The organism is Diaminobutyricimonas sp. LJ205 (assembly GCF_009755725.1).
Taxonomy (GTDB): Bacteria; Actinomycetota; Actinomycetes; order Actinomycetales; family Microbacteriaceae; genus Ruicaihuangia.
The window spans coordinates 1,832,204-1,853,145 of sequence record NZ_CP046619.1; the positions used below are offsets into that span (position 1 = coordinate 1,832,204).

Below are 20,942 nucleotides of genomic sequence, written 5' to 3' on the forward strand. Positions count from 1 at the left end.
GGTCCGCGGCCTAGCTGCGGGTGAGCTTGCGGTAGGTCGAGCGGTGCGGCTTCGCCGCGTCCGGCCCGAGACGTTCGATCTTGTTCTGCTCGTAGGACTCGAAGTTGCCCTCGAACCAGTGCCAGTTCCCGGGCTCTTCGTCGGTGCCCTCGTAGGCCAGGATGTGCGTCGCGATTCGGTCGAGGAACCACCGGTCGTGGGTGATGACCACCGCGCAGCCGGGGAACTCGAGCAGCGCGTTCTCGAGGCTGGAGAGGGTTTCGACGTCGAGGTCGTTGGTCGGCTCATCGAGCAGCAGCAGGTTGCCGCCCTGCTTCAGGGTCAGCGCGAGGTTCAGCCGGTTGCGCTCACCACCGGAGAGCACACCTGCCTTCTTCTGCTGGTCAGGCCCCTTGAACCCGAACTGCGAGACGTAGGCCCGCGACGGGATCTCGGTCTTGCCGACCTGGATGATGTCCAGCCCATCGGAGACGACCTCCCAGAGCGACTTGTTCGGGTCGATACCCGCGCGGCTCTGGTCGACGTAGGAGATCTGCACGGTGTCGCCGAACTTGAGGTCGCCGCCGTCGAGCGGCTCCAGGCCGACGATGGTCTTGAACAGCGTGGTCTTGCCGACGCCGTTCGGGCCGATCACGCCGACGATGCCGTTGCGGGGAAGCGTGAAGGTCAGCCCGTCGATGAGCACGCGGTCATCGAAGCCCTTCTGCAGCTTCTTCGCGTCGATCACGATCTGCCCGAGCCGGGGACCGGCGGGGATCACGATTTCCTCGAAGTCAAGCTTCCTGGTGCGCTCCGCCTCGGTCGCCATCTCTTCGTAGCGAGCCAGACGCGCCTTCGACTTGGCCTGACGACCCTTGGCGTTCGAGCGAACCCACTCGAGCTCATTGGCGAGCCGCTTGGCGAGCTTCTGGTCCTTCTTGCCCTGCACCTGAAGGCGCTCGGCCTTCTTCTCGAGGTAGGTCGAGTAGTTGCCCTCGTACGGGTACAGCCGGCCACGGTCGACCTCGGCGATCCACTGTGCAACATGGTCGAGGAAGTACCGGTCGTGGGTGATCGCGATGACGGCGCCGTGGTACTGCTGCAGGTGCTGCTCGAGCCAGAGAACGCTTTCGGCGTCGAGGTGGTTAGTGGGCTCATCCAGCAGCAGCAGGTCGGGCTTCTGCAGCAGCAGCTTGCAGAGTGCGACACGGCGCTTCTCACCACCGGAGAGGAAGCTGATCTCGGCGTCGCCGGGCGGGCAACGCAGCGCATCCATTGCCTGTTCGAGCTGGGAGTCGAGGTCCCAGGCGTCGGCTGCGTCGATCTCCTCCTGCAGGGAGCCCATCTCGGCCAGCAGCGCGTCGAAGTCGGCATCCGGCTCGGCCATCGCGGCCGAGATCTCGTTGAACCGGTCGAGCTTGGCCTTGATCTCGCCGACGCCCTCTTGCACGTTCTCGAGAACGGTCTTGGTTTCGTCGAGCACCGGCTCCTGCATCAGGATGCCGACGCTGAAGCCGGGCGACAGCTTGGCCTCACCGTTGCTCGGAGTGTCCAGGCCCGCCATGATCTTCAGGATCGTGGACTTACCGGCACCGTTCGGGCCGACCATTCCGATCTTCGCTCCGGGCAGGAACGCCATCGTGACGTCGTCGAGGATGAGCTTGTCGCCAACTGCCTTACGGGCGCGGACCATCGAGTAAATGTATTCGGCCATGCCGATCAGTCTAGGCGGGATCAACTGACAACACGCTCCGCAGCCGGGCCACGGCGGGGCCTCAGCGCGGGGCCTGAGAACGCTGCCCGGATCGGGGTGTCGAACGCTGCCCGGATCGGGGTGTCGAACGCGGCCCGAAACGGCATCGCACACGCTCCGTTGAACCGACTCTCAGAACGGGGTCGCGCTGAGCGTGCTCTCGGCGGCGTGTGCGGCGGCATGCTCGCGCTCGGCGGACGGCTGCCCGTCGGCATCCTGTTCCTCCGCACCTTCACGCTCGTCACCGCCGATGACATCCGACTCACGTGCGTCGCCGGTCGGCGCCCCGTCGTAGTGGGAAGGCACGGCAGCCTGGGGATCAGCTTGTTGCTGGTTGCCAGAGACGGCCGACCGCGTGAACATGCTGGTGCCGAAGGTCAGATCGTGACCGATTGACTCGGCGTCGATCTCGACTGCGGTGCCGTTCTTCTCGCCGGCGGTCCATTCGCGCACCTTGAGCCTTCCGGTGACGACCACTCGTTCGCCTTTGTGGAGGGACACGAGCGCGTGCAGCGCGAGCGCCCGGAAGGCACTCACGCCGTACCAGTTCGTACCGACGTCGACCCATTCCTGCTTGCCGCGGTCGTACCGCCGCTGGTTGGAGGCGAGCCGGAAGCTCGTGATCGGGACGGCGGCGCTGGTGACGAACTTCGTCGGCTCCGTGGCGACGACGCCGGTGACGGTGATCATGTCGGTCATGGTGGGTCCGTTCTCCGTGGCAGGCCGTAGCCGTGCCGGTGGGTGGGAGGAGGACCCCGACCGCGATATTCGTGCCGGGAGTGTCACGCCCGGGGTCCGTGAGCCCAGTGTGCGACCAGAGCCCGGCGCGCTGTCGAACGAACTTCGGGAAGTGGGGATGGCGGTGGCGGATCGGCCCTGGGGAGGACAAGTGGGCTGATTGTCCCGGTCACCTACCCGTTCAATGTTCCCGATACTCGGGCCGCTCAGAACCAACCGGCAGGCTCGCCTGCAATGCGCTCTTCGCGACTTCCAGCGACGGATACACGCCGCGACTCGCGTCATCCCCGATCAGCCGGAAGGTGTAGCCGTTCTCCATCCGGTGGATCGAGCCGATCGCCCCGGCCGGGCCGATCGCCACCCAGGTCTGCAGGAACTCGCGCTGTGCTGCGGTGTCATTCATCGTTGAACCTCCGTTGCAAGCGACGCTACGCCGGAAGCCGTCACCGGTCGACCCTGCGGGGCGGCTCGGCCAGAGCGCCGGTCAGACGGCGCGTGCGTATTGCGAGAAGCTCGACCGGATCTTATTGACCTTGGGCAGTGCCACCGCCATGCAGTAGCCCTGGCCGGGGTTCTTGGCGAAGAAGTCCTGGTGGTAGTCCTCGGCGACGAAGAACTCGCCGAGCGGCGCCAACTCGGTCACGATGCCGCCGTCCCAGTAGCCGGACGCACGCTCGAGAGCCTGCTCGAACAGTTGCTTCTGCGCGTCATCCGTGTAGAACATCGCCGAGCGGTACTGGGTTCCGATGTCGTTGCCCTGACGATTCAGCTGGCGCGGGTCGTGCAAGGTGAAGAAGACATCGAGGATGACCTCTGCCGGAATCACGTTCTCGTCGAAGGTGACGGCCACCGCCTCGGCGTGGCCGGTCGTGCCGGTGCACACCAGTTCATAGCTCGGGCGGGGTGTGGCGCCGCCGGTGTATCCCGACACCACCTCGGATACCCCGTCCAACGTGCGGTAAACCGCGTCGAGACACCAGAAACAGCCACCGGCGAGCACGAAAGTCTGCATGGGAGAACCCTATGCTGTGCTCATGATGAGCGCCCACAGGTCACAGGGTCTTGGGAGCACCGGATGTCTCCGGCCGACCCGCACCAACTGCTGACGTGGGCTACCTCTACGCGCTGCTCGCCGCAGTGCTCTTCGGTCTGAATGGAAGCGCCAGCAAGGTTGTCATGGCGTCCGGGCTTGATCCGGTGCAGTTGACGCAGTTCCGGGTGCTCGGCACCGCTTTGCTCGCCGGTGGCGTGCTCCTGGTCATCGATCGTGGCGCGTTCCGGATCAGCGGACGCCAGCTCATCCGACTGGCCCTGCTCGGCGTCTTCGGGGTTGCCCTGCTGCAGGCGACCTACGCTGTCGCGGTCCAGCTGCTGCCCGTCGGAATCGCGCTGCTGCTCGAATACATGGCCGTGTTGCTGGTCGCGGTGATCGCCTTCTTCTTCTTCAAGGAGCCGGTCAGGGCACGGCTCTGGGTCGCGATCGGCTGCGTGCTGGTTGGGCTCGCTCTGGTCGCGCGCGTCTGGTCCAGTGAGCTGAATCCGCTCGGCGTCGTGATGGCGTTGGCTGCCGCGGTCTCCCTGACCATCTACTTCATCGGCGGCGAGAAGCAGGTGTCGACGATCCCTCCGCTCACCGTCGCGTTCTGGACGATGACGGCCGCCACGGTGTTCTGGGGTGTACTCAGCGGCTGGTGGCGAATCGAGGTCTCCACGTTCACCGCTGAAGTCTCGCTCGGCGGCGCGCTCTCGGCGATCGAGCTGCCGATGATCCTGGTGCTGCTCTGGGTCATCGTGCTCGGCTCGTTTGCGCCGTTCGTGCTGTCGTTCCTCGCACTGCGACACCTCACCGCAACTGCCGCGGGCGTCGTCGCCTCGTCCGAAGTGCTGTTCGCGTTCCTGTTCGCCTGGTTGTGGCTTGGCGAGACCCTCGACGTCGTGCAGCTCATCGGCGCGGGCGTGGTGCTGGCCGGCATTGTGCTGGCCCAGACGGCCAGGGCGGGCAAGGTCGTGGTGGATGCCGACCTCGCCCTCCCCGAGCCGAAAGCCGCGACATCCGGCCGTTGACCGAATCGGGCATCCCCGCCTGTCGTTACGCGAACTGTCCCCACCTTGTGGGTATCGTGCCAACCATGCAGTGGTGGAATGACCTCGTTGACTGGCTCACTTCCGAAGATGGCTGGAGCGTTCTCACGACCGCCGTCTTCCCGTTCCTGGCGATCCTCGTCGCAGGTATCGTCGCCGCCCTGATTGGGCGCGCCTCGACCAAGCGAGTGATCACCTTCCAGGATCGTGAATTGAAGGCGGCCGCCGTGTCGGCCTTGATCGGCGTTGGCCGCAAGGCGGCGAGCTGGAACACCCTCAGCACGCAGGAGCAGCTGCACTACGACAACCTGATCGGCGAGGCCGACGCCCGCGTGCGTCTGCTGCCGGTGGCGGGTGCCGCAGCCGCAGCCGACTGGGCAGCGCACCAGCTCGCGGAGATGAAGAAGAACTCCGCAATCTTCAGCTTCCAGGCCGAGCAGACTCTCGACGAGTTCCGCGACCGGCTGGTCGAGTGGCAGCACAAGCCCGCCCGGGCCCGCAAGCAGTTCAAGTTCGACCTTGAGCAGTGGAAGTACTCGCAGCCGACGCCGGAGCAGGAGTTGTCGGTGCAGCAGCAGGAATGGGCCGCTTCCAACCGCGCCGCCCAGGTTGCCGCAGCAGCCCTGCCGGAGCGCACGTCGACGACGCCAGCTGCACCGGCCGCGTCGCCCGCGGCACCGACCATCGCCTCGCTCGCCACATCGCGTGCTGCCGATTCAGTCGGTGATTCGACTCAGGCGCCCGCTCGCGACCAGAAGCCTGTCACCATCCACCGCGACGACGTGTTTGCCGCCCCGCGGTCCGAGTCTGCGCTGCCGACGACCGCCGCTCCCGTGATGCAGCCGTTCGCGCCGGCATCTCCGTCGAGCGCGGCTGGCGCCACCGCGGCTCCGGCCAGCGCAGCTCCGGCCGGCGCAGCTCCTGCCAGCGCTGCTCCTGCCAACGCAGCGACGCCGGTCAGCCCGGCCGAGGCGTCGGACTTCGCACGCGAGTCGGCCACTTCTACGGAGGGTTATTCCTCCCCGGTGACCGCGAACACGGTGCGCCAGCGGATCAACCCGCCCACCGACGACTGAACGAAGCCCGCTCACTCCCCCGAGTGCAGCGCGGTGATCTCGAGGTAGCGGTCTGCGTTCGCACGCAGGCCGCTTACTTCTTCGTCGGTGAGTTCGCGGCGTACCTTCGCCGGGACTCCGGCGACCAGCGATCGTGGCGGCACGATCGTGCCCTCGAGCACCACAGCTCCGGCGGCAACCAGGGTCTCGTCACCGATCACCGCGCCGTTCAGCACCGTTGCGCTCATACCGATCAGCGAGCCGTCGCCAATGGTGCAACCGTGCAGCACCGCCCGGTGTCCCACCGAGACGTAGGCGCCGACGGTGGTCGGCTTGCCCGGGTCGCAGTGCACGACGACACTATCCTGCAGGTTCGCGCCCTCGCCCACGCTGATCCGGTCGCGGTCGCCGCGCAGCACGGCGCCGTACCAGATGCTCGCCTTCCGGCTGATATGCACGTCGCCCAGCAGGGCGGCGTTCGGGGCCACCCAGGCCTCGGCATCCACTTCAGGGGTGTATCCGGCAATGGTTCGCAGCAGCGGTGCGTGCTCAGTCATGCGCCCCCGGCAGGAATCGAACCTGCGACCAAGAGATTAGAAGGCTCCTGCTCTATCCTCTGAGCTACGGGGGCCGGGCGATTTATCACGATACCGCCATTCGGCTGCCTGCCTGGTGAACGCGGCCACGAGTGTCTCGAGTTGTGCCGGGTCGCCGTCGGGATCTTCCGGATGCCACTGCACGCCGACCGCCCAGGAACCGTTCACCGACTCAAGTGCCTCGGTGATCCCGTCAGCCGCCCAAGCCGTGACCCGCAGGCCGGCACCTAGCCGGTCCACCGCCTGGTGGTGACCGGAACGGATGCGGAGCACCTGCCGGGCGTACAACTGACCCAACCGCGATTCGGGTTCGACGGCGACGTCATGGTCAACGAGCGGCGCACCCTCCCCCGGGACGTTGTGCATGGTTCCCCGGCCGAGATCCTGCACGAGGCTCCCGCCCGCGGCGACGTTCATCAACTGCATCCCCCGACAGATGCCGAGCAGCGGGACACCGTCATCAAGCGCACGGCGCGCCAGGTCGATTTCGAACGCATCGGCAGCCGGGTCCACCGCGTACAGGTTGTCGACCGCCGGTTCCTCGCCGTACGCGGCGGGGTCCACGTCGGCACCGCCGAGGATCAGCACGCCATCGACATCGCTCACCAATTGCTGCGGGTCCTCAGTGGATCGGCTGGAATCGACCAGCACCACGTCGGCACCCACACCATTCAGAGCATCCAGCGCGCCCCGCGCCAGCGCGTGCAGTTGTGAGCGGAAAGCGGGCGTCGCCGCATCCGCATCCATCGAGTACGCGACCGCGATCCGCGGTCGAACAGCCTCGTCCCCGGTCACGGAGCCTCAGTGCTCGTTGCGCTCGTCGAGATCTTCGACCTCGTCGCTGTCGATGGCGTCCCACAGATAGGTCACCTGCACCTGATTGCCGACCTCGCGAGCGGTCTGCGCCTGGTAGACGAGCATCGTCTCGGTGCCATCGACGGACGCGAGCACGGTGATCTCGTCGTCCCAGCCGCCTTCGCCGGCCACGCGACGTTCGATCTGACCGTCGAACGCACCGCCCTTGAAGAAGACCACATACTGCTCACCGCGCGGAACCACGGGGGTGTTCTCTGCCATGTGACAGTCCTATCAGAAGGGAGGCAGGAACGCAGAGGAAACCGCGGCGTGGACAGCTGCTGTGTGTACGGATGCTGAACTTTCTGCGAACCCGTGAGCGGCGACACCCACGGGCCCCGCCGCGCGGAGACACTGTCATCGTGAGTGACACACCCTGGCGGCGATACGTTGCAGTCGGAGACTCGATCACGGAGGGCTTCTGTGACCCGGGCTCCACCCCTGGTGAGGCATGGCTCGGCTGGGCGGATCGCCTCGCCCGAATCCTCGACGGCAACGCCCGCATCGGGGGTCGCAGCATCGAGTTCGCCAACCTGGCCGTGCGCGGCCGCCGCGTGGCCGACGTCGTACAGAACCAGATCCCGGGCGCCATCAATCTGAAAGCCGATCTGGTGTCAGTGATGATCGGTGGAAACGATCTGATGGGGGCCCGGGCCGACCCGGACAACCTCGCCGCCGAGCTCGAATCCGGCATCACCTCGCTTCGTGCCGCCGGTGCCGATGTGCTGCTGGCCAACTGCTTCGATCCGCAGTTTGCGATCTTCCTCAAGCCCCTGCGCGGCCGGGCCGCCGTGTTCAACGGGCACCTGTGGTCAATCGCCCGTACCCACGGCACCTTCATGCTGGATGTCTGGGGCATCCGGGAGTTCCACAACCGCCTGATGTGGGCCGAGGACCGCGTGCACCTGACCGCAGCGGGACACCGGCTGCTGGCATCCCGAGCCGCGCATTGCCTGGGCGTGCCGTACTTCGAGCTGGGCGCCACCGACGTCAGCCCCCTCCCCTCGTCGGCCGCACCGCTCGCGACCCTCCCCTGGCTCCGCCGCTATGCGCTGCCGTGGGTCGGCCGCCGGTTGCGGGGCATCTCGGCAGGCGACGGCCTGTCGCCGAAGCTCCCGTCGCCGGTCAGGGTCAGCGCCCCGCGATAGAATCGGGGAATGTCAAACGCCTCGGATCGCCTCGTCTGGATCGACTGTGAAATGACCGGACTCGACGTCGAGGTCGATGAACTCGTCGAGGTCGCCGTGGTGATCACCGACTTCGACCTGGAACCCGTGCACCCCGGATTCGAGATCGTCATCAACCCCGACAAGTCCGCCCTCGACAACATGAGCGAGTTCGTGCGCAACATGCACACCGAGAGCGGCTTGATCGACCTCATCCCGAACGGGGTGTCGCTCGCAGAGGCGGAGTACGAGGTGCTCGAGTACATCCTGCAGCACGTGCCCACCGAACAGCAGGCGCCGCTGGCCGGCAACACGATCGGCACCGATCGGGCATTCCTGGCCAGGTACATGCCGCGCGTCGACGGCCACCTGCACTACCGCAACATCGACGTGTCCACGATCAAGGAACTCTCCCGCCGCTGGTTCCCCCGCGTGTACTTCAACGCGCCGGTGAAGAACGGCGGGCACCGTGCGCTTGCCGACATCCTGGAGTCGATCCGAGAGCTCGATTACTACCGTCGGGCGGGCTTCGTCACCGAGCCCGGACCGACCACCGAAGACGTGCAGGCAATATCTGCGTCCGTGGTGTCCAAATGGGAGTCGCGGTTGTAATAGACTCTTCTGGTTGCCAATGGCAAACATGGTGGGCGTAGCTCAGTTGGTAGAGCGCTGGCTTGTGGTGCCGGATGTCGCGGGTTCGAGTCCCGTCGTTCACCCCACTTAGTAGAAAGGCCCGACTTCGGTCGGGCCTTTCGCATGTCCGTTCCAACTCTGCAAGGCTTGAGGTATGCCCCGCACGCTCGACCGGCCTGACGTTCACGGCCAGCGCACGACGGACCGGCCTTGGATGACCGTGGTCTGGAACGACCCCGTGAATCTGATGTCCTACGTCACCTTCGTTTTCCGCAGCTACTTCGGCTTCCCTCCGCCCGAAGCCGAACGGCTGATGCTGCAGGTGCACAACGACGGGCGCGCGGTCGTCGCAAGCGGCGGACGTGAAGAGATGGAACGGCATGTCGAGGCGATGCACGGATACGGGCTATGGGCCACGCTAGAGAAGACCGCGGCATGACCCCGTGGCGTCGGGACGGCGATGACCTGGTCGCCGAGTTCGTCGACATCGAAGTGGCGGTTCTGCAGGATCTGGCCGCGCAGGTCGCCGAACTTCTCGAGAGCGACGAAGCGACCGATCCGGCGCGTGCGCGATTGCTGCCGGATGCCTACCTGAACGACCCGGATTCCGCTGCCGAGTTCCGCCGGCTCACCGAGAACGAACTCGCCGCTCGCAAGGCATCCGCGGTGCGCTTCGTGGCCGAGTCCGTCGGCCCGGCGGTGCGACTCGACACCACGCAGTCGCTTGACTGGCTGAGAGCGCTCACCGACATCCGGCTGGTGATCGCCTCACGACTGGGCATCGAGAACGACGGCGACGAGGGCGACGACTCGAGTGATGAGGCCCGCTTCCTGCGGAACGCCTTCGACTGGCTCGGATTCCTTCAGGACTCGATGCTGCAGGTCGTGGACGCTTGATGGCCCTCGAGCTGGATGCCGAGGAGTTCGAGGCTCTCGTGGTCGATGAGCTCGACTTGCTGCCCGACGACATGGTCGACGGCCTCGACAATGTCGTCTTCGTCGTCGAAGACCGCCCGGAAGATGGCAGCCTCGACCTGCTCGGACTGTACGACGGGGTCGCGGTCACCGAACGAGGCCAGTACGGTTTCGGCGAACTGCCCGACCGGATCATCCTGTTCCGGGAACCGTTGCTCGACATCAGCGCTGACCTGGACGAGCTGCGCGACCAGATCCACGTGACCCTGGTGCACGAGATCGCGCACTACTACGGCATCGACGACCAGCACCTGCACGAGCTCGGCTGGGCCTGATCAGCGGTAGAGCACTTCGTCGGCCAGCGCCCGCGGGTTCTCCCGTTCGATGAACAGCAGCTCCTGAGCAGCCCACCGCTCCCAATGCGGCGCGTAAGCCTCGCCATCCCGGTCCAGCGCCCGCTGCTTGCGGGTCGCATCGTCGAGTTCGACCCAGATCGCCCAGTCCGCGAGCGCCCGGTTCGCCCGTGACAACGCCCCGCAACCCTCGACGATGATCGGCCGGTCGGCGTCCAACTCGTGCCACTCGGCCGGCCGGCCGGTCACCCAGTCCCAGCGCCGCCAGCGCGGACGGGCGCTCAGCACATGCTGGGCAACGTGGGCGCTGCCCGCCTCCAGCCCGTCCCAGCCCGGGTAGATGTCATCCAGGCGCACGAGTTGCGCCTCGGGCCAGCCCGCGGTCATCGCCCGGGCCAGGTCGGACTTCCCGGAGCCTGACCGGCCATCGATGAGGATCCGTTCAGCCGACAATGAAGTTCCAGTTCCCGGTCGCCACGGATGTCGCGATCGCCGTCGCCCCGACCACCAGGCCGCTGGCGGCAACCGCCCAGTCGGCGGATCGGAACCTGGACGGCCGCGCCCAGGTGCGCGTGCGTGACGAGCCGAAACCGCGGGCTTCCATGGCCGTGGCAAGTTTGCTTCCCCGGCGGATCGACAGCACGAGCAGGGCGAAGGCCTGGCCGAGCATCCTTCGGATCCGTCCTCGGTCAGCGACGCCGCGGGCCCGGCGCGCCAATTCAAGCGATCGCCAGTCGTCGAAGAACAGGCTGATCAGGCGAAGCCCAGCAAGGGCGCCGAGCACGAAGCGCGCGGGCAACCGGAGGACCTGGGCGAGCCCATCGGCCAGGTCCGTCGGGTCGATGGTGACGAACAAGACGACCGCGGGAAGGGCGATCGCCAGCACCCGCAACATCGTGGCCAGCGCGAGTTCCAGCGAGCCGTCACTGACCCTGGCCAGCAGGAACTCCCAGTGCACCTGGCCTGAACTCTGTCCGTACAACGCGATCGTCACGCCCGTCAGCGGCGCCGCGACCCACACCGGCGAGGTGCGCAGCCAGAACTGCCGCCAGCTGAGTCCCGCGAAGGGCAGCAGCAGCGCTTCAAGCAGCAGGGCGACCGAGGCGGACACCCAGTCGACGCTGAGCACCAGGCAGAAGCTGAGCAGGAAGGCGGCGGCAAGCTTCGCCACCGGATTGATCCGGTCGATCGCGCGAGTGCTGCGCACGGTGGGCGCGGTCAAGGTCATGCGGTCACCGCCTCGCCGAGCACGAGCTCCACATCGGCCAGCGCGGCCACGAAGTCGGCGTCGTGGGTGATTGCCACGACGGCACTGCCGCCATCCATCAATTCGGCGAGCAGAGCCACCAGCTCGGCCCAGGTTTTCGCATCCTGGCCGAAGGTCGGCTCATCCAGCACGAGCACGCGCGGACGGGTGGCAAGCACGGTCGCCACGCTCAATCGTCGCTTCTCCCCGCCGGACAGGGTGAACGGGTTCGCCGCGGCGAGGTGAGTCAGCCGCAACCGGTCGAGCAGCCCGTCCACCCGTTCGGAGATTTCTGCCTCGGGCAATCCGAGCGCACGCGGTCCGACCTCGAGTTCGGCGCGCACCGAGCCGGCGAGGAACTGGTGCTCGGGATCCTGGAAGACCGTGCCGATGCGGGTGAGCAGGTCACGACTGCGCCAGCGCACCGGCGTCCGGTCGAGCCCGGCGCTCAGCTCGGCAGCCGCCTCGAGTGTTCCGTCAGCGGGAGCAAGGAGCCCGGCGAGCGTGAGTCCGAGTGTGGACTTGCCCGCGCCGTTTCGTCCCGTGATCGCAAGGCAGCCTGCCGCGACCACGTCAGCGTCGATCCCTTCACGCACAATCTGGCCGCGCACCCGGGCGACGGCAAGCTGCCGCGCCCGAACCAGCGGCGCCCCGGCGGGAAGCCGCGAACGCTGGGGCAGCGGCGGCGGGAACTCGGGGACCCAGACGCCCATCCCGGCAAGCTCCTCACCCCGTCCCGCCAAGACCGCATCCGGTGTGCCGTCGGCGAGCACTCCCCCGTCACCGAGCACGACAACCCGTGTGACCAGGTCACGCCAGACGGCGACCCGATGTTCGATCACGACGAGCGTGGCACCAGAACTGTCGAGCACCCGACCGACGGCATCGCGCACCTCAGCGATCCCGACGGGGTCGAGATTCGCAGTGGGCTCATCCAGCAGCAACAGCCCAGGACGCATCGCCAGCACGCCCGCGAGCGCGAGGCGCTGCTTCTGCCCGCCGGAGAGCGCGCTGGTGGGCGCATCGAGCGGCAGGTCCAGGCCGACGGCGTCGAGCGCCTGACGCACGCGTGGCCAAATCTGCTCTGGCGGAACACCGAGGTTCTCGCATCCGAATGCCACGTCGTCACCGACGCGCGCGAGCACGACCTGGCTGTCCGGGTCCTGCAGCACCAGCCCCGGAACACCGTCGACCTCAAGACTTCCGACCTGCTCACCTTCGTCGGCACCGCCGAGCACCCCGGCGAGCGCATGGATCAGCGTGGACTTGCCTGCCCCGGACGCTCCGAGCAGCAGCACGCGCTCCCCCGGTTCGATGACCAGGTCGAGGTCACGGACGGCCCACTCGGTGCGCCCGGCATGACGCCAGCCCCAGCCGCGAGCGCGCACGCCCGCAGCGGTGCCGGTATCGGTGACGGTCAGACCGCTGCCCTCGCTTCACGGCCGGCGGCGAACCGGTTCAGCGCCCCGGTTCTCGCGAGCCCGCGCGCGGCCAGCCATGGCAGCACTCCCGCGAGCAGCGCGCCGGAGATGATCGAGCTGGCCACGTACATCGTGGCAAACGGCACGTCGGCGCCCGCGAACCAGAGGACCAGGTCGTTCAGCGCGCCGGTGAGCCCGGATGCCGCGCCGGCAAGGACCGCGACGAAGACCCGCCAGTTGGCGTACAGGAACGCGGCGAACACGAGTTCGGCGCCGAGGCCCTGAATCAGGCCGGAAACCAGGGTGAGCGCCCCCCACTGGTTGCCGATCAGCGCGGACACCGCGGCGGCGAGCAGTTCGCCGTACAGCGCCGCTCCGGGCTTGCGGATGATCAGCCCGGTCAGCACTCCCGCGAACAGCCATCCGCCGTTCATGAAGCCCTGCAGCCCGGGCAGCAGTGTCTCCAGCAGGCCGCCGGGCACCTGGTAGGCGATGTTCCAGACGAGGAAGATCACCCCACTGGCCACGCCGATCACGCTGGCGACGACGATGTCGACGACGCGCCATCGGTAAGAAATCTGCTTGGTCAAGGTCGTGCCTTTCGGTAGAAACGGCACGGGTTTAAGAGATTCAGTCACTCCCTGCGCTGGCATGATCCAGATCAGGTTCGACGGTCGAAGCTTGGAGAAGCTTCCTCTCAGCCCGGCTCACCGGACTCCCGTGTTCGTGCTCATTCTATCGCCATGCCGACCAGTACGCTCCGCGTATGGACTTCCGGATCTTCACCGAACCGCAGCAGGGTGCCAGCTACTCCGACCTGCTCGCCGTCGCCCAGGCGACCGAGCAACTCGGCTTCGACGGCTTCTTCCGCAGCGACCACTACTTGGGCATGGGACTCGACGGCTTGCCCGGGCCCACCGACGCCTGGACCACGCTCGCCGGCCTCGCCCGGGAGACCAGCCGGATCCGGCTGGGCACCCTGGTCTCCAGTGTCACCTTCCGTCATCCCGGCATCCTCGCCATCCAGGTGGCCCAGGTCGACGAGATGTCCTGCGGTCGCATCGAGCTGGGGCTCGGCACCGGCTGGTTCGAGGCAGAACACAAGGCCCTCGGCATCCCCTTCCCGCACAAACGCTTCGGGCATCTGGAGGAACAGCTCGAGATCGTCTCCGGGCTCTGGTCCACGCCCGTCGGCGAGACGTTCAATTTCGAGGGCAGGCACTACCGGTTGCAGGATGCCCCTGGCCTGCCGAAGCCCGTGCAGTCACCGCTGCCGATCATCGTCGGCGGCACCGGCCCCACCCGGACGCCCGCGCTCGCAGCCCGGTTCGCCGCCGAGTTCAACATCGCCTTCAAGGACGAGACAACGATCGGCGCCCGATTCAGCGCTGTGCGGGAGGCAGCAGAATCCATCGGGCGTGACCCGGCCAGCATCACCTATTCGGCTGCGCTGACGTGCGCGGTCGGCCGGACCGAAGCCGACTACCGGCGCCGGGCGGAAGCGATCCGCCGCGACCCGGACACCTTCCGGCACGGCAACATCGCCGGCACCGCGACCGAGGCCGCTGACACGATCGGCCGGCTGCGTGAACTCGGCGCCGACCGGGTCTACCTGCAGATCCTGGATCTGCACGATCTGGACCACCTGGCGTTCATCGCCGCCGACGTCATCCCCGTCGTTTGACGCCGGATTACCGGTTCGCCTTCTCGGATCGCACCGTTGGTGCTGTAATGATTCCACCCCCTTAGTGGGTAGACCCGACGGAGGGAGCAATGGTGATCTTCCCCGAAAAACGAAGCAGTAAGTCGACCGCCGATCTCAGCCTCATCAGTGACGACACGTGGGCAGTTCTCTCTGAGAACGACACGCTGGGGTTCGTGGTCCGCGCCGGCGAAATCTATGTGGCGCTCAGCGGATCCGATCTTCATCATGCCGTGGAGATCAGCCAGAAGCACCGGTTCGACGAGGCCGTCGCGAGCGTGCGCCGGCACTGAGTTCGACCGAATTCAGTCGCTGGATTCGGTGACCGGAGCGGCCAGCAGAGCAACGGTCACCGCGCCACCTTTCGTCGCCTGCCTGCCCACCTCGCGGAACCCGAGCCGCTCGTGGAACGCCATCGAACCGGGGTTCGGCGGGTCGACGTTGACCTCGCAGGTCACCTCCTCACGGCCCTCTGCGCGGGCGGCTTGGAAGACCGCCTGGTAGAGCACCGCGCCGAGGCCCTGCGACCGAGCCGATTCGGCGATCACGATGCGATCCACGTACAGGCTGTCGGTGCCGCGTTGCTCGAAGAACCGATAGTTCTCGCTGTCGTACGGTGAGCCCGGGTGGAACGCGAGCACGAAGCCGAGCAGGTCGCCGTCATCGTCGACGACCATCGCCACATCGGCGAGCCGGGTCAGTTCAGCCATCTCGGCGAGCGGCGTGATGGGAACGGCAGGATAGGCATGGTTGTTCAGTTGCACTACCACGGGCAAGTCGTCGATGGTCATCATCCGCAGCACAGTCACCCTCTGAGCGTAATCGCCGCGGCATCCCTACCCCGCCGAAACTCAAAGTGCGAGCATGGAGCCATGAGCAACCAGAACGCCCTCCCTCCCGCGGAGCAGTGGTGGCCGAATCTTGATGTCGACGCAAAGCACTGGATTCTCGCCAACCTCGATGAAGACCTTCCGTCCGATGTCGCGCAGGCGATCGCCGATGAGGCCGGAGTCCAGCTTCCGGAGGCCGGTCCGTGGCGACTGAGCGACGATGACGTTCAGTTCATTGAAACGCAGGGCGAAGCCGTCGACTGAGGATCGATCAGCCGACAGCTCGGATGACGGCAGAATAGACGAGTGACTATCGACACTCCCCGTCCCTGGCTGTCCAGCTATGCCCCCGGTGTTCCCCACGACATCGAACTGCCCGAGGGCAGCCTGTTCGACATCGTCGAGGAGTCAGCACAGCGTTACCCGAGCCAGGTCGCGCTCGAGTTCTTCGGGGCGGAGACCACCTACGCCAGCCTTTCCGACCAGATCGCCCGTGCCGCCGAAGGCCTGCGCCGCATCGGCGTGCAGAAGGGTGACCCGGTCGCCATCGTGCTGCCGAATGCTCCGCAGCACATCGTCGCGTTCTACGCGGTCGAGCGACTCGGGGCCATCGTGGTCGAGCACAACCCGCTGTACACGCCACGGGAACTGCGGCACCAGTTCGAGGACCACCGCGCGAAGGTGGTGATCGCGTGGGACAAGGTCGTCGAATCCATCCAGGGATTCCCCGAGGACGTCGCCGTGCGCACCATCGTCTCGGTCGACATCACCAAGGCGATGCCACCGGTGATGCGCGCGATGCTTAGGCTGCCGGTGAAGAAGGCGCGCACCTCGCGTGAAGCGCTCACCACCAGGGTTTCCGGAACGGTGCCCTGGGAGAAGCTGGTCGCGAACGAGCCGCTGCGGGCGGACGCGCCGCGGCCGCAGGCGTCGGATGTCGCGCTGATCCAGTACACCAGCGGGACGACCGGCAGCCCCAAGGGCGCCACCCTCACCCACCTGAACCTGACCTCGAACGCCGCCCAGTCGCGTGCGTGGGTGCCGACGATCAAGCGTGGCTCGGCGGTCGTGTACGCGGTGCTGCCGATGTTCCACGCGTACGGCCTGACGCTGTGCCTCACCTTTGCGATGAGCATGGGCGCCCGCCTGGTGCTGTTCCCGAAGTTCGACCCGGATCTGACATTGAAGGCGATGCGCAAGCACCCCCCGACATTCCTGCCCGCGGTTCCGCCGATCTACGAGCGGCTGACCACGGCTGCCGCCGAACAGGGGGTATCGCTCGAGGGCATCCAGATCGCCATCTCCGGTGCCATGCCGCTGTCCGAGAAGGTCGTCGCACCATGGGAAGCAGCCACCGGCGGTTACCTCGTCGAGGGCTACGGGCTGTCGGAATGCTCGCCCGTGCTGATGGCGAACCCCGTCGCGGAGAACCGGGTCGCCGGCACCGTCGGGCTGCCGCTGCCGAACACCGAGTGCCGGGTCGTCGATCCGGAGAACCCCACCGTCGATGTCCCGGCCGGATCCGAGGGGGAACTGGTGGTGCGCGGGCCGCAGGTGTTCAGCGGCTACTGGGGCAAGTCCGAAGCGACCGCGGAAGCGTTCGCCGATGGCTGGTTCCGCACCGGCGACATCGTCACGATCGATGAGGCAGGATTCGTGCGCATCGTCGACCGGATCAAGGAACTGATCATTACCGGCGGATTCAATGTCGCGCCCTCCGAGGTCGAGGACGCCCTCCGTAGCGCCCCGGGCGTGGCCGACGTCGCGGTGATCGGGCTGCCGAGCGAGCACAGCGGCGAGGACGTCGTCGCCGCGGTGGTCATGAAGCCGGGAGCAGTGCTTGATGAGGACGCCATCCGCGATTATGCCCGCGGGCTGCTGACCCCGTACAAGGTTCCGCGCCGCGTTCTGGAGGTCGAGGAACTGCCGAAGTCGATCATCGGCAAGGTGCTGCGGCGCAAGGTGCGCGCACAGCTGATCGGCGCTGACTAACCGCTCGGCTGACCGGCTCGGTTGGCGAACTCGATCAGCCGACCGCGGGATCAGGCGAGGTTGGCGCCGAACGCGAGTCCGAGCAGGTAGGTGACGGCTGCCGCGCCGTAACCGATCAGCAGCTGCCGGATCGCGCGTGCGAGCGGGGATGCTCCCGAGAGCAAGCCGACGACCGCGCCGGTGATCAGCAACGCTATGCCGACAAGGATCGAAGCAACGATGATCGCCACCATCCCCTGGAGGCCGAACAGATACGGCAGTACCGGAATGATCGCGCCCGAGGCGAAGAACAGGAAGCTTGAGGTGGCCGCGCCCCACGCTGATCCGTGGGTCTCGTGCTCGGCGCCGACAACACGGACCGGTCCGGTTGCGTCAGCGCGCCAGTTGGCGATCACGTCGGCCGCGTGCCTGGCAGCCTCGGAGGCTTCCATCCCGCGAGCCCGATAGACCAGGGTCAGTTCGTTCGCATCGACGTCGAGTTTGGGCACCGCGCGCGTGGCATCCGGATCGGGAGTGCTCGCGTCAAGCAGTTCGCGTTGCGATCGCACCGAGACGTACTCGCCGGCACCCATCGACAGTGCTCCCGCGAGGAGACCGGCAACTCCGGTGAACAGCACGGTCTGGTTGGAGACGCCGGTGGCACCGATACCGAGCACGAGGGCCAGGTTCGAGACCAGTCCGTCGTTCATCCCGAAGACCGCGGCCCGGAAGGTGCCCGCCAGCCGGTTTCGGCCTCGCGCGGCGAGGGCTCGCACGACCTCGCCGTGGATGCGCTCGTCGGCGGCCATCGCGTCGGTCGCGTCGACATCCATGTCGTACGGCGACCGTGCCTCGGCGCGTTGCGCGAGCGCGAGCACGAACACCGATCCGAAGCGACGGGCCAGCCAGCCCAGGGCGCGAGTGCGCGGGGCTCCCTTGCGCGGTTTGCCGACCTGATCGCCGAGCAGCGCCAGCCAGTGCGTCTCGTGCCTGCGCTCCGCCTCGGCCAGCTCGAGCAGGATTTCTCGTTCTTCGCCCTCGCGTCGACCGGCCAGGTCGCGGTAGACGGCGGCTTCGGCGCGCTCGTCGGCGAGGTAGCGGCGCCACCGGCGGATGTCGGCCGGGCTTGGGTCGTGAGATACGCGTCGTTCGGTCATGCGGACTCCTCGGTCTGCCGACCGAAGGGCTGCGCGCGCCTTCGGCCGGAATCGGTCGCGCGAGAGCGCGGTCTGGCCGAAGGTCTCGCTCGCCCGCAACGCGGGTGGCACACCGGGCTTATCGCCAGTATGTCGATGTACCGTCACCGTTTCTGTTATACCGAACCGGCGGGAGCTACTCCCCTTCGCCAGCCAGTCTAGCCAATCCCCTCCGCCATCCTTCGCAGCCCGTTCACGGCCACCCGGCCTAACCTGAGCACAACCCGTTTAGTCAAGGAGAACTCACATGGGCTTTTTGGACCGACTGCTTGGCCGCGAGAACAGTGACGAACCCCGCGCTCCGCGCCAGAACACTCCGGCTCCCGCCGCTCAAAGCGACGACCAGCGAGCCGTTGAACGTTACCGCTACCTGCTGCGGACGGCTCCGCCGGAGACGATCGAGCAGGTTCACGAAGAAGCCTTCACCAAGCTCACCCCGGAACAGCGGCGGATGCTGTTCGATGAACTGACCCGCAACGCTCCGGCGGGCGAACAGCCGCGAGGCGACGACGCCCACTCGCTGGCCCAGTCCGCCACGCGCTCCGAACTCCGCCGACCAGGCACGATGGAGCGCTCCATGGGCGGACCGAGCTTCGGCTCGATGCTCGGCGCATCGCTGCTCGGAACCGTGGCCGGCTATGTGGTCGGCTCGGCACTGGTCGGTGCGTTCCTGCCCGGACCGGAAGCGGATGCCGCGGCCGGCGATTCTGGCGCAGAATCAGCTGACGCCGGCGGCGGCGACACCGGTGGTGCCGACACCGCCGGCGCTGAAGGCGGCGACTTCGGTGGTGATTTCGGCGGCGGATTCGGCGATTTCGGCGGCGGCGACTTTGGCGGCGGCGACTTCGGAATCTAAGCCGAGGGGATCAGACGTTCGCGCGGGCGGAAAGCCAGGCGTACGGGTCAACGGCGTTGCCGCCGGCATCCCGGATCTCGAAGTGCAGGTGAGCGCCGGTGCTTGCACCGGTGTTGCCGACCTGACCGACCTGCTGACCCATCTTGACGGTGTCACCCTCGCTCAGGGTGCGCGACCCTGAGATCATGTGGCCGTAGACGCTGGTCCAGGTCTGGCCGTCGATGGTGTGCTGGATCTTGATGTGCGTTCCGAGGCCGCCGGACGAATCTCCAGTGGAGACAACCACGCCGTCGGCGATGGAGTTGATCGGGGTGCCCGAGCCCGGGGTCCAGTCGATGCCCTGGTGGTTGCTCGAGCAGCCGGCGCACGGCGCGTTGCGCGGACCGAAGTCGGCACTCATCTGGACGCCGGCACCCAGCGGCCAGGTGATGACGGTGAAGAAGCTCATCGAGAAGCCGTCGCGGATGGTGGGCTGGGCGGAGACTTCAGCGGGCACGGTGAGCGACTGCAGCGGGGCGTTCAACTGTGCCTCGGCAGTCAGCGGGGCAGCATCGGCGGGCGCAGTGTTGACCAGGGCCATGGCGCCGGCAAAAAGCGTGGCGGTGAAGGCAAGCTGGCGACGGCTGACGTGCAGCAGTCCACCGTAACGGGCAGGGGTAGCGAGGTGACGGGGCAAAGGGGTAATTCTCCGGGTTGTTGACGGCGCAAAGGCCTAGGACGCGCGGGGGCTACGCGCGTCGTCGAGCACGGACAGACACCGACGGGAACGGTGTCGGGGACGTCTTCGTTTCGCGGCGGGCGGTCGAATAGTCACACCCTGGAAACTCAGTCCCGGCGCGTTAGCGCCTCATAAAGTGTGACTTATGACCCTCCGTGTTTCCTGAATGATCACAAATCGTTATCTAAAGATCACTCAAGAGACGAAATAGGTGCTATAGCGGCGCATCCAGCGAGCGGGTGAGCTCCGCCAGCATCGCCTCGATCTGCGGCTCAACCAGCCGCTCGAGCGCCGCTGCGATGCGCTCGCGATGTTCGGTGAGCGACAGGCAAACGGCCATCCCGGTGCGCGTCGCGTGGTCGTCTGCGAGATCCACCTCGTGTCGCAGTGCCGCCTTGGCGGCATCCGTCAGCGGCTCCGGCTCGGGAAGCGGAACGGTCTCGGCTGACGCGGCGAGTTCCGCGATGGTGAACAGGAACGGCTGCCCGGGATCGGGTTCGGGATCCAGGTCCAGGCCCTGGTACTCCGGCGCGAGTCCCTCCCCCGGCCGGTATGACCTGGCCTGTTTGCGCGCCTCCGAGTCGCGCAGTTCGCGCGCGAGCAGCGGGAGGTTGCGCTGGGTGTACTCGTCGACCTCGGCGTCGATCAAATGGGTGAGCCGCATGACCAGGGCGTGCTTCACCGCGTGCGGGACATACCCGTCGAATCCGGCCGCGGCCACCAGAGGCGATCCGACGCAGCGCCGACAGACGCGAGTGCGCGACCGGTGCGTCGGTGGCTCCCAGCGGGGAAGCCACCGCATCCAGGCATCGACCGCGGCACGAACACGACCGTCGATGCTGTCCCCAGCGCCTTGCTGCCCCATGTCATGTCACGC

General features: G+C 67.0%; 27 protein-coding genes, 2 tRNA genes and 1 riboswitch. Of the genes, 13 read left to right on the forward strand and 16 right to left on the reverse strand.

The window, feature by feature from the left end; all coding sequences use genetic code 11:
* Positions 1-10: 10 nt before the first annotated feature.
* The 4 genes from ettA to msrA all read right to left on the reverse strand — a co-directional run bounded on the left by ettA (position 11) and on the right by msrA (position 3,482).
* Positions 11-1,693 carry an energy-dependent translational throttle protein EttA gene (gene ettA / locus GO591_RS08805; RefSeq protein ID WP_157156477.1) on the reverse strand — a complete coding sequence of 561 codons (1,683 nt, stop codon included), beginning with the start codon at positions 1,691-1,693 and terminating at the stop codon, positions 11-13.
* A 171-nt stretch (positions 1,694-1,864) separates the two neighbouring features.
* Entirely contained in the window at positions 1,865-2,431 is a 567-nt protein-coding gene (locus GO591_RS08810) for a single-stranded DNA-binding protein (protein ID WP_157156478.1), read from the reverse strand.
* A gap of 220 nt (positions 2,432-2,651) precedes the next feature.
* Complete coding sequence (locus tag GO591_RS08815; protein WP_157156479.1) at positions 2,652-2,873, reverse strand: methyltransferase; 222 nt, start codon at positions 2,871-2,873, stop codon at positions 2,652-2,654.
* An 81-nt stretch (positions 2,874-2,954) separates the two neighbouring features.
* On the reverse strand, positions 2,955-3,482 hold the full coding sequence (gene msrA / locus GO591_RS08820; RefSeq protein ID WP_157156480.1) for a peptide-methionine (S)-S-oxide reductase MsrA: 528 nt from the start codon (positions 3,480-3,482) through the stop codon (positions 2,955-2,957).
* Positions 3,483-3,577: 95 nt separating this feature from the next.
* Between msrA and GO591_RS08825 the strand changes: the two genes are divergently transcribed.
* Entirely contained in the window at positions 3,578-4,534 is a 957-nt protein-coding gene (locus tag GO591_RS08825; RefSeq protein WP_167139252.1) for a DMT family transporter, read from the forward strand.
* Between the two features lie 65 nt (positions 4,535-4,599).
* Entirely contained in the window at positions 4,600-5,628 is a 1,029-nt protein-coding gene (locus tag GO591_RS15785; protein ID WP_198295446.1) for a hypothetical protein, read from the forward strand.
* A gap of 11 nt (positions 5,629-5,639) precedes the next feature.
* Here the strand turns inward: GO591_RS15785 and GO591_RS08835 are convergent, their stop codons facing one another.
* From GO591_RS08835 to GO591_RS08850, 4 genes are all read right to left on the reverse strand, one after another.
* Positions 5,640-6,164, reverse strand: a complete 525-nt coding sequence (locus tag GO591_RS08835; RefSeq protein WP_157156482.1) for a gamma carbonic anhydrase family protein — start codon at positions 6,162-6,164, stop codon at positions 5,640-5,642.
* A 1-nt stretch (position 6,165) separates the two neighbouring features.
* Positions 6,166-6,238 (reverse strand) — tRNA-Arg (locus GO591_RS08840).
* Complete coding sequence (locus tag GO591_RS16130; protein ID WP_157157846.1) at positions 6,201-6,950, reverse strand: gamma-glutamyl-gamma-aminobutyrate hydrolase family protein; 750 nt, start codon at positions 6,948-6,950, stop codon at positions 6,201-6,203. Before GO591_RS16130 ends, GO591_RS08840 begins: the two co-directional genes overlap by 38 nt.
* 54 nt (positions 6,951-7,004) lie before the next feature.
* The gene (locus GO591_RS08850; protein WP_157156483.1) at positions 7,005-7,280 is read right to left on the reverse strand and encodes an oligoribonuclease; all 276 of its coding nucleotides are present in this window, start codon (positions 7,278-7,280) and stop codon (positions 7,005-7,007) included.
* Positions 7,281-7,420: 140 nt separating this feature from the next.
* Between GO591_RS08850 and GO591_RS08855 the strand changes: the two genes are divergently transcribed.
* The 6 genes from GO591_RS08855 (at position 7,421) to GO591_RS08880 (ending at position 10,107) form a co-directional block, all read left to right on the forward strand.
* Positions 7,421-8,206, forward strand: coding sequence for an SGNH/GDSL hydrolase family protein (locus tag GO591_RS08855; RefSeq protein WP_157156484.1), 786 nt, complete (start codon positions 7,421-7,423; stop codon positions 8,204-8,206).
* 9 nt (positions 8,207-8,215) lie between these two features.
* Positions 8,216-8,836, forward strand: a complete 621-nt coding sequence (gene orn, locus GO591_RS08860) for an oligoribonuclease (RefSeq protein ID WP_157156485.1) — start codon at positions 8,216-8,218, stop codon at positions 8,834-8,836.
* 31 nt (positions 8,837-8,867) lie between these two features.
* Positions 8,868-8,943: transfer RNA gene (locus GO591_RS08865), tRNA-His, on the forward strand.
* A 68-nt stretch (positions 8,944-9,011) separates the two neighbouring features.
* Entirely contained in the window at positions 9,012-9,296 is a 285-nt protein-coding gene (gene clpS / locus GO591_RS08870; protein WP_157156486.1) for an ATP-dependent Clp protease adapter ClpS, read from the forward strand.
* A complete protein-coding gene (locus tag GO591_RS08875) occupies positions 9,293-9,754 on the forward strand; it encodes a DUF2017 family protein (RefSeq protein WP_157156487.1) in 462 nt (153 codons plus the stop codon). The genes clpS and GO591_RS08875 overlap by 4 nt, the downstream gene beginning before the upstream one ends.
* Positions 9,754-10,107, forward strand: a complete 354-nt coding sequence (locus GO591_RS08880) for a metallopeptidase family protein (protein ID WP_157156488.1) — start codon at positions 9,754-9,756, stop codon at positions 10,105-10,107. The genes GO591_RS08875 and GO591_RS08880 overlap by 1 nt, the downstream gene beginning before the upstream one ends.
* On the opposite strand, the gene GO591_RS08885 is transcribed toward GO591_RS08880, so the two are convergent.
* Genes GO591_RS08885 through GO591_RS08900 form a run of 4 tightly spaced genes read right to left on the reverse strand, consistent with a single transcriptional unit; the run spans position 10,108 to position 13,382 of the window.
* On the reverse strand, positions 10,108-10,578 hold the full coding sequence (locus tag GO591_RS08885; RefSeq protein WP_157156489.1) for a nucleoside/nucleotide kinase family protein: 471 nt from the start codon (positions 10,576-10,578) through the stop codon (positions 10,108-10,110).
* The gene (locus GO591_RS08890; protein ID WP_157156490.1) at positions 10,568-11,353 is read right to left on the reverse strand and encodes an energy-coupling factor transporter transmembrane component T family protein; all 786 of its coding nucleotides are present in this window, start codon (positions 11,351-11,353) and stop codon (positions 10,568-10,570) included. The genes GO591_RS08885 and GO591_RS08890 overlap by 11 nt, the downstream gene beginning before the upstream one ends.
* Entirely contained in the window at positions 11,350-12,759 is a 1,410-nt protein-coding gene (locus GO591_RS08895) for an ABC transporter ATP-binding protein (protein WP_157156491.1), read from the reverse strand. The genes GO591_RS08890 and GO591_RS08895 overlap by 4 nt, the downstream gene beginning before the upstream one ends.
* 29 nt (positions 12,760-12,788) lie before the next feature.
* Positions 12,789-13,382: an ECF transporter S component gene (locus GO591_RS08900; protein ID WP_232466111.1), complete on the reverse strand. Its 594-nt coding sequence runs from the start codon at positions 13,380-13,382 to the stop codon at positions 12,789-12,791.
* A 31-nt stretch (positions 13,383-13,413) separates the two neighbouring features.
* Positions 13,414-13,524: riboswitch (TPP riboswitch) on the reverse strand.
* Between the two features lie 34 nt (positions 13,525-13,558).
* Between GO591_RS08900 and GO591_RS08905 the strand changes: the two genes are divergently transcribed.
* Both GO591_RS08905 and GO591_RS08910 read left to right on the forward strand, forming a co-directional pair.
* Positions 13,559-14,476, forward strand: a complete 918-nt coding sequence (locus tag GO591_RS08905) for an LLM class F420-dependent oxidoreductase (RefSeq protein ID WP_157156493.1) — start codon at positions 13,559-13,561, stop codon at positions 14,474-14,476.
* 89 nt (positions 14,477-14,565) lie between these two features.
* A complete protein-coding gene (locus tag GO591_RS08910; protein ID WP_157156494.1) occupies positions 14,566-14,787 on the forward strand; it encodes a hypothetical protein in 222 nt (73 codons plus the stop codon).
* 12 nt (positions 14,788-14,799) lie between these two features.
* On the opposite strand, the gene GO591_RS08915 is transcribed toward GO591_RS08910, so the two are convergent.
* Positions 14,800-15,303, reverse strand: coding sequence for a GNAT family N-acetyltransferase (locus tag GO591_RS08915; RefSeq protein WP_232466112.1), 504 nt, complete (start codon positions 15,301-15,303; stop codon positions 14,800-14,802).
* Positions 15,304-15,366: 63 nt separating this feature from the next.
* Between GO591_RS08915 and GO591_RS08920 the strand changes: the two genes are divergently transcribed.
* Positions 15,367-15,588 (forward strand): hypothetical protein, encoded by a 222-nt coding sequence (locus GO591_RS08920; RefSeq protein ID WP_157156495.1) that lies wholly within the window; start codon positions 15,367-15,369, stop codon positions 15,586-15,588.
* Positions 15,589-15,630: 42 nt separating this feature from the next.
* Entirely contained in the window at positions 15,631-17,316 is a 1,686-nt protein-coding gene (locus tag GO591_RS08925; RefSeq protein ID WP_157156496.1) for a long-chain-fatty-acid--CoA ligase, read from the forward strand.
* A gap of 50 nt (positions 17,317-17,366) precedes the next feature.
* On the opposite strand, the gene GO591_RS08930 is transcribed toward GO591_RS08925, so the two are convergent.
* On the reverse strand, positions 17,367-18,452 hold the full coding sequence (locus GO591_RS08930; RefSeq protein ID WP_157156497.1) for a VIT1/CCC1 transporter family protein: 1,086 nt from the start codon (positions 18,450-18,452) through the stop codon (positions 17,367-17,369).
* A gap of 286 nt (positions 18,453-18,738) precedes the next feature.
* Between GO591_RS08930 and GO591_RS08935 the strand changes: the two genes are divergently transcribed.
* Entirely contained in the window at positions 18,739-19,347 is a 609-nt protein-coding gene (locus tag GO591_RS08935) for a hypothetical protein (protein ID WP_157156498.1), read from the forward strand.
* 10 nt (positions 19,348-19,357) lie between these two features.
* Here the strand turns inward: GO591_RS08935 and GO591_RS08940 are convergent, their stop codons facing one another.
* Both GO591_RS08940 and GO591_RS08945 read right to left on the reverse strand, forming a co-directional pair.
* On the reverse strand, positions 19,358-20,023 hold the full coding sequence (locus tag GO591_RS08940) for a M23 family metallopeptidase (protein ID WP_232466113.1): 666 nt from the start codon (positions 20,021-20,023) through the stop codon (positions 19,358-19,360).
* 256 nt (positions 20,024-20,279) lie between these two features.
* A complete protein-coding gene (locus tag GO591_RS08945; RefSeq protein ID WP_157156499.1) occupies positions 20,280-20,930 on the reverse strand; it encodes a spermidine/putrescine ABC transporter substrate-binding protein in 651 nt (216 codons plus the stop codon).
* Positions 20,931-20,942: the final 12 nt, after the last annotated feature.

Coding starts and splice junctions, on each gene's coding strand:
- GO591_RS08945 (WP_157156499.1), bottom strand. CDS start 20,930: ATGGGGCAGCAAGGCGCTGGGGACAGCATCGACGGTCGTGTTCGTGCC.
- GO591_RS08815 (WP_157156479.1), bottom strand. CDS start 2,873: ATGAATGACACCGCAGCACAGCGCGAGTTCCTGCAGACCTGGGTGGCG.
- ettA (WP_157156477.1), bottom strand. CDS start 1,693: ATGGCCGAATACATTTACTCGATGGTCCGCGCCCGTAAGGCAGTTGGC.
- orn (WP_157156485.1), top strand. CDS start 8,216: ATGTCAAACGCCTCGGATCGCCTCGTCTGGATCGACTGTGAAATGACC.
- GO591_RS16130 (WP_157157846.1), bottom strand. CDS start 6,950: ATGGATGCGGATGCGGCGACGCCCGCTTTCCGCTCACAACTGCACGCG.
- clpS (WP_157156486.1), top strand. CDS start 9,012: ATGCCCCGCACGCTCGACCGGCCTGACGTTCACGGCCAGCGCACGACG.
- GO591_RS08810 (WP_157156478.1), bottom strand. CDS start 2,431: ATGACCGACATGATCACCGTCACCGGCGTCGTCGCCACGGAGCCGACG.
- GO591_RS08905 (WP_157156493.1), top strand. CDS start 13,559: ATGGACTTCCGGATCTTCACCGAACCGCAGCAGGGTGCCAGCTACTCC.
- GO591_RS08835 (WP_157156482.1), bottom strand. CDS start 6,164: ATGACTGAGCACGCACCGCTGCTGCGAACCATTGCCGGATACACCCCT.
- GO591_RS08910 (WP_157156494.1), top strand. CDS start 14,566: ATGGTGATCTTCCCCGAAAAACGAAGCAGTAAGTCGACCGCCGATCTC.
- GO591_RS08920 (WP_157156495.1), top strand. CDS start 15,367: ATGAGCAACCAGAACGCCCTCCCTCCCGCGGAGCAGTGGTGGCCGAAT.
- GO591_RS08850 (WP_157156483.1), bottom strand. CDS start 7,280: ATGGCAGAGAACACCCCCGTGGTTCCGCGCGGTGAGCAGTATGTGGTC.
- GO591_RS08890 (WP_157156490.1), bottom strand. CDS start 11,353: ATGACCTTGACCGCGCCCACCGTGCGCAGCACTCGCGCGATCGACCGG.
- msrA (WP_157156480.1), bottom strand. CDS start 3,482: ATGCAGACTTTCGTGCTCGCCGGTGGCTGTTTCTGGTGTCTCGACGCG.
- GO591_RS08935 (WP_157156498.1), top strand. CDS start 18,739: ATGGGCTTTTTGGACCGACTGCTTGGCCGCGAGAACAGTGACGAACCC.
- GO591_RS08880 (WP_157156488.1), top strand. CDS start 9,754: ATGGCCCTCGAGCTGGATGCCGAGGAGTTCGAGGCTCTCGTGGTCGAT.
- GO591_RS08875 (WP_157156487.1), top strand. CDS start 9,293: ATGACCCCGTGGCGTCGGGACGGCGATGACCTGGTCGCCGAGTTCGTC.
- GO591_RS08930 (WP_157156497.1), bottom strand. CDS start 18,452: ATGACCGAACGACGCGTATCTCACGACCCAAGCCCGGCCGACATCCGC.
- GO591_RS15785 (WP_198295446.1), top strand. CDS start 4,600: ATGCAGTGGTGGAATGACCTCGTTGACTGGCTCACTTCCGAAGATGGC.